Source organism: Streptomyces sp. NPDC029044 (assembly GCF_040637495.1).
Lineage (GTDB): Bacteria > Actinomycetota > Actinomycetes > Streptomycetales > Streptomycetaceae > Streptomyces.
On record NZ_JBEZWN010000159.1, the window covers coordinates 1 to 1,113 of the forward strand.

General features: G+C 70.5%; 2 protein-coding genes and 1 pseudogene. All 3 read left to right on the top strand.

Going from position 1 to position 1,113, the window contains the following annotated elements; all coding sequences use genetic code 11:
* The first annotated feature begins 92 nt into the window (after nucleotides 1-92).
* Entirely contained in the window at nucleotides 93-215 is a 123-nt protein-coding gene (locus AB0E85_RS39970; protein WP_361937661.1) for a hypothetical protein, read from the top strand.
* An 84-nt stretch (nucleotides 216-299) separates the two neighbouring features.
* On the top strand, nucleotides 300-599 hold the full coding sequence (locus AB0E85_RS39975) for a hypothetical protein (RefSeq protein ID WP_361937662.1): 300 nt from the start codon (nucleotides 300-302) through the stop codon (nucleotides 597-599).
* 139 nt (nucleotides 600-738) lie between these two features.
* Nucleotides 739-1,113: pseudogene (locus tag AB0E85_RS39980) on the top strand (hypothetical protein); the annotation flags it as partial.

Consider the following 1,113-nt stretch of genomic DNA (forward strand, 5'->3'; position numbering starts at 1 on the left):
GTCGGAGGGGCCGCGTACCAGGTCTGCGGCGTAGGTGTGGCGGGCGTCTGCAGGGCCGTTGTGGCTGGTCGCGCCCGCGTGGCGGCAGCCGCATGCTGAAAGAGGCGGGAGACGCGTCGTCGCGGGAATCCCTCCGCAGCGCTTCGAAGATCGTGCACGAGGCAGCCGACAAGGAGCAGCACCTGATGCAGCGCCTCCTGGAACTGTCGAGCTGACCGGAGCCCGGGCCCTGAGGTGACACCGCATCCCCCCGGTCCTGCGAACCGGCCGCTGTCAGTGGTGGCTGCGAGGGTGAACGGATGGACCGTGATGATGAGCAGTTGCTGCGCGGCCGGGTCTACGGTCACGACCACGACGACCCCGACCCGGGACCGCGCCGCGGGCAGACATACGCCGAACTCGTGGGCGGGCCGCTGGACGGACTGCTGCTGGACATCACGAGCTGGCGGGCTGAGGAAATCGACGAGGGGGCGGCCCTGCCCACCGAGCTGGGACGGTTCCCCGGCGGCCGGGCCGTGTACGAGCCGGTGCCCGGCAGCTCCCGCACACCCGGCCCGGGAGTGAGCTGCCGCTTCCACCACTCCGGGGACACGCCCTGAAGCGCGCTCCGACCCCTGGCAAGTCGTGAGCATGCAATCTCGGTCAGAGTGACCCTGCGGGACAGAAGCAGAACGGACAATTCCTCCCATTTGGGAAGACGTGCTGCCTCGGCATCTCCGGATTCGTCCGGTCGAAGTGGTGCTCCTCGGCAAGGACCTGCTGGAACTGGGCACGGATGCCGTGAACGGTGACGGGAAGGCCCGCGAGGGCCACTTGGTCGGAACCCTCGCCTCATTGGGGACGGAAACGGCCTGCATGTTCGCCGCCGGCCTGGCGGGAGCAGCGACCGCCGGTGTGGGCGGGGCGATCGTCGCCGGGGGGCTGCTGCATGGGCCGTTCGAAGCGGCGCCGTTGACAGCGGAGGCCGACGCCGCTTGCACACACCCGCGGCACGAACGCGGTCGGCCTCGCGGCCGGGCCGACAAGCCGTTCCTGATCACGGTCCAGCCGAGCGTCGTCGACCCCACCCGGGCCCCGGCGGGCAAGCACGTCTTCTGGGCCTACGGACACGTC